The organism is Desulfobacula sp., from assembly GCF_014237455.1.
Classification (GTDB): domain Bacteria; phylum Desulfobacterota; class Desulfobacteria; order Desulfobacterales; family Desulfobacteraceae; genus Desulfobacula.
The window spans coordinates 1-4,864 of sequence record NZ_JABZFL010000021.1 but is presented as its reverse complement, the minus strand read 5'-3'; the positions used below and the strand labels follow the sequence as shown (position 1 = coordinate 4,864).

The 4,864-nt window shown below is 38.6% G+C and carries 4 protein-coding genes; 3 read left to right on the top strand and 1 reads right to left on the bottom strand.

Annotated features, from left to right (window positions below; genetic code table 11):
* Positions 1-254: 254 nt before the first annotated feature.
* Complete coding sequence (locus tag HGJ91_RS03420) at positions 255-2,417, bottom strand: alpha/beta fold hydrolase (RefSeq protein ID WP_291346295.1); 2,163 nt, start codon at positions 2,415-2,417, stop codon at positions 255-257.
* Positions 2,418-2,571: 154 nt separating this feature from the next.
* Here HGJ91_RS03420 and HGJ91_RS03415 point away from each other — a divergent pair, with 154 nt between their 5' ends.
* From HGJ91_RS03415 to HGJ91_RS03405, 3 genes are all read left to right on the top strand, one after another.
* Positions 2,572-3,003, top strand: coding sequence for an NIL domain-containing protein (locus HGJ91_RS03415; protein ID WP_291346294.1), 432 nt, complete (start codon positions 2,572-2,574; stop codon positions 3,001-3,003).
* Positions 3,003-4,046, top strand: a complete 1,044-nt coding sequence (mnmA, locus tag HGJ91_RS03410) for a tRNA 2-thiouridine(34) synthase MnmA (RefSeq protein ID WP_291346293.1) — start codon at positions 3,003-3,005, stop codon at positions 4,044-4,046. The genes HGJ91_RS03415 and mnmA overlap by 1 nt, the downstream gene beginning before the upstream one ends.
* Positions 4,043-4,864, top strand: an 822-nt coding sequence (locus HGJ91_RS03405; protein ID WP_291346292.1) for a MiaB/RimO family radical SAM methylthiotransferase, incomplete at its 3' end; no start/stop codon positions are given. The genes mnmA and HGJ91_RS03405, both read left to right, overlap by 4 nt.

Sequence of the window (4,864 nt, the reverse complement as noted above, 5' to 3'; positions counted from 1 at the left end):
TTTAGGGTCTCCACAAACCCTTTTTAAGGAGGTATTCTGTTTTTGTAAATCTCTCACTTACCCGCAAAGCAAAGCTTGGACCATCAGCAAAGCTGAAGGTTTAATTTATTAATTAAACCACCAGCAAGATGGCTAATTGTGAGATTCGTATTTTTCTTCAAGCAAAAGGCCGACAAGAAGAATACTCCCAATTTTCGCGGGTGATATAAACAACTTGCCTTGAACGCTGTATGCTAAGTCCGGGATTAACTTGATTAAACCCATTGTTTGATAAAATTTTCAATGGCTTTATAAATTCTTTTAGCACCCTCCCCTATTAAGATCCCATGGCATTCACAATCAAAGATATAATACTCTTTGATATCAGATCCTATCCGTTCAAATAATTTAAGGGTTCCCTTGGGATTCACCACAGGGTCTTTTCTGGACTGGACCACCAGAGTCGGCTTGGCTATGGTTTTCAGTTTTGGTTCAAGGTGTTCCATGAGTTTTTCAAGCTGATGGATGCCGGCAATAGGATTTCTGACGTAATTAATATGCGGGTTTTCAGGATTGTTTTCAATAAATTCTTTTGCGACTGCATCCAGATGAATCTTTTTTATCATAGAATTCCATGCATCAATGGCCGGAACAAAATATGATCCTAAATCCTGAAGTCTCATGGGAGGTGCAACAGCAAAAACAGCCTCAATATCATCCAGTCGTGTGGACAGTTCCAAAGCAAGCCCGGCACCGGTTGAAAAACCACCGACAATTATTTTCTTACACGAATGTCTTAAGACAACAAAGGCTTCTTCAACAGATTCCACCCATTGTTCAAACTTGGTTTTGGCAAGATCTTCAGGTGCAGTCCCATGCCCTTTCAGCCTTGGTACATAAACCGTAAAAGATTTTTCATGCAGATAGTGTGCAAACGCTTTCATTTCTTCAGGGGCTGCCATATAACCATGAATCAATAAAATGCCCGCGCTTTCGTTTTCATGCTTAAGGAATAACGGCCTTCCGATTCTTTTTCTCTTTGATTCTTCTTCAATATAGTGATCATTATAATCCCGGGAAAAATCCTTCTCTATCTTTTCTATAATTTTGCCTTTCACAAGGTCAATAATTTCATCACGAGATTTTTGAGCAACCTTTTTTAAAAATTTTTCAACCTCTTTTACCGGTTCCAATTCATTGGCCATGACAAGAATGGGATTTTCTATCCTGATGGTATGAAAATTTGATTGGGTGATAAATTTGGTCTGATCTTTAAATATCTTACCCTCTTTAATTTCAATAACATTTGTATTCTCAGCAATGGCAAAAAAATCCGCAAATCGTTTAAGCCGATCATCCGTTAGAAGGTGGATCTGATTTTTTAAAAAAGACTCGGATATGCAACATGTTTTATTGGACACAAGCCAACAAATTGCAAAATACACCTTGCATTTAAATTCATAGATATCAATACCGTCTTTTCTGTATGGAAAATGCTTGAGGATACATGCCAGGACATGATCATAATTAAGGGTTGTCATGGCATATACGGCTGACATATATTCTTCCATGATGGTGATGGAAAATTGCCGTGTAATCTGCTTTGAGCTGATATCATCATCAAATTTAATTTTCCGTTTGACCGTCAGCATGCTTTCAATATAGGGATCATTTAAATATCCCTTAATGTTAATGGGTTCCCCAAATCGAATATTGATATCCACATTAGAAAACAGCATGCTGCCTTCAGTCATCAACTCGTCCATGACTCTTTTTGATGGCTCTTTCATGACAATCTGGGCTATCTTGCTTAAAATATTTTCCTTTGGACTCGCAGGGTAATAGGTGATGTTAACGGGAACAATATATGTTTCCCGGCTAAGAACCTGATCAATATTTTCTATTTCAAATGTTTGAGCAAGCCTTTCAAATTCAGGCTCACCCATATCTTTCATTCTTCTGAGACGCTCACGGTAAAATTCACAGCGCAGGGCCACAATGGCCGCACCGGTATGAGGTCGCCTCATTACCCCTTCATCGGTCAGGGCAAATTGATCCTTTTTGATCAATTTCTTATTTTTAACCATCATGCCTTCAGGAAAAATAATCCACTGAACATCTCCTGACAGGAGTGTTTTTAAGATGAGTTCATCCCTATGGGGATCTTGTGTTGATACAGCACCCAGGTTATTTAAAAATCCTTGTAAAACCGGCACCTCAAATAATTCTGCCGCAGCAAGAGACCAGACCTCTTTTTTTGTGATATTATGAATGTGATAAGGAAGAAAAATGGTTTCTATCCGTGTAAAGTGGTTGGCCGTAAAAATGACAGAACCATCCGGAATATGGTGCTTTCCCGAAATTTTGATATTTGCCTTGGAAAAACCGGAAAAGGTTTTAAGGGTATAGCTGGATAACTCGAATGCAAATCTGTTCATAGATCGAACCTTTAAAACAACATTGTCTATCTGTTGTATTTATTATATAAATAAGTGATGTTGATATAAATCTTGACCTATTAAGTAATAATACTTAAAGTGAGAACTTTGTCAAAGAGAATTATTCAGAACCGTTTAAAATCGGAGGCTTAGATTGTATTCCAAAATAGTAATACTCAACTTTCCAGCAAAAGTTACCCAAAAAGCACTGGTCTGTCAATTAACAAAAAAATTTGATCTTTTGTTTAATATTTTGAATGCCAGAATATCCAATAAGAAAGAGGGATATATGGTTCTGGAGATTTCTTCAGGGTCTAAAACTGCTTTTAACAAAGGGGTAAAATTTTTAAAAGACCAGGGAGTATCCGTATCAAGTCCTGAACATCAAATTTACAAAGATGAAGAAATCTGTACCCATTGTGGGGCATGTACGGCAGTTTGTCCGACCGATGCACTCTATATCAAACGACCTGAAATGGAAGTTATTTTTGATAAACAAAAGTGCAGTGTGTGTGAGCTTTGTGTTGTAACCTGTCCGACACGGGCCATGGGATTATTCTCGGAAGTTTCCCAAAAAGTTGCCTGATGAAAAACCCGGTTATTGCAGTCGCATTAAGTGGCGGAGTTGACTCTCTTGTTTCAGGATATCTCTTAAAACTCAAATATAAACATGTTTTTGGTGTTCATTTTACAACCGGTTATGAAAAAAAACCTGTAGATCTAACTCTGCTTGAAAAACAGATGGGGTTCCCGGTCACCGATATTGATCTTTCAAAAGAGTTTGAAAAAAAGGTAATTCAATATTTTGTCCAAACCTATCTTGAAGGTAAAACACCCAACCCCTGTATCATCTGCAACAAAGAGATAAAATTTGGTGAACTGCTAAGGCATGCTCAAAATATGGGGGCTCACTTTCTGGCCACAGGTCACTATGCCACCATCGTTAACCCGATCTCTTTTCCCGATAAAAAAATTTCCCGTTGCTATCTTGAAAAAGGGTCAGATCCATTGAAAGACCAGAGCTATTTTCTCTCCATGTTGTCCGGAAAGCAGCTTGAAAAAATTATTTTTCCATTGGCAGGGATGACAAAAGAAGAGGTTAAGCGATTTGCCAGGTCAAAGCATCTTGAGCCGATCCACCTCAGTGAAAGTCAGGATATCTGTTTTATACATGACAACAATTTTCCCCGGTTTGTTCTTCAAAAGCAGGAGATTGCTCCCAATCATGGCAATATTATAGACCATGACGGGAAAATAGTGGGTCGCCACAAGGGCCTTCACAAATTTACCATAGGACAAAGACGTGGTATCGACTGCCCTGCAAAAGAGCCCTATTATGTTAAACAGGTTGACGTAAAAAATAATGTTCTGAGGGTTTGCTTTAAAAAAGACCTGGGCAGAAAAAAATTTAAAGTCGGCCAAATAAACTGGAATTTTTCAGACCCCAAAACTATCCCTGAAATAATTACCAAAATCAGATACAGCCACAAAGGTGCCGTGTCGACACTCACCTTAAACGGATCTTGTGGAGAGGTTGTATTTAATGAGCCCCAGAGTGCGATTACTCCCGGGCAGACAGCAGTATTTTACAAAGATGCCAGAGTGTTGGGAGCCGGTATCATTCAATGAAAAAATTTCATGTCGAAACGTTAGGATGTAAAGTCAATCAATACGAAAGTGACGGAATTTCGTTAAGCCTTGAACGGCAGGGCTGGATAAAGGGTAAAAAAAAACAAAAAGCTGATGTGTTTATCGTCAACACCTGTGCTGTCACATCAAAGGCCAGCATGCAGTCAAGACAGATAATTCGAAAAATTATCAGAGAAAATCCCGATGCAAAAATCATTGTTACGGGATGCTACGCTCAGACCGATCCTGAAGAAATAAAAAAAATAGGGCAGATCGATCAGATTGTCTGCCATAAAGATAAGAACAGAATAGCAAACCATATTACGTCTATTTGTAAGAACAGCTCCCCCCTGACATTTAAAAAGATTGATCACGGCAAGGCAAACACCTTTCTTGGGTTTAATCCTGCTGTTAAAGGTGAAATGACACGGGCATATCTTAAGATACAGGATGGCTGTAATGCGTTTTGTACTTATTGTATTGTCCCCCATGCAAGGGGATCTTCGGTTAGCATGCCGGAAAAAGAAGTTTTTCAACATTTAAAAGAGTTGAATGATTCAGGGTTTAAAGAAATCATTATCACCGGGATCCATACGGGTGTGTATGGTCGTGACCTTGAAAAAAAATTATCGCTTTTGCAATTGCTTAAAAAAATCAATGATGAAAGACCCGTTCACAGGATAAGGCTCAGCTCCATTGAACCCGGAGAAATCAATGATGGTATTATTAATCTTGCCAGACCGGGGAATATTTTATGCGATCATTTCCATATTCCGCTGCAGTCCGGGGATGATGACATATTAAGAAAAATGAAACGA

Excerpts from the sequence above, each read along its gene's own strand:
- HGJ91_RS03420 (WP_291346295.1), bottom strand. The coding sequence starts at position 2,417 with ATGAACAGATTTGCATTCGAGTTATCCAGCTATACCCTTAAAACCTTT.
- mnmA (WP_291346293.1), top strand. The coding sequence starts at position 3,003 with ATGAAAAACCCGGTTATTGCAGTCGCATTAAGTGGCGGAGTTGACTCT.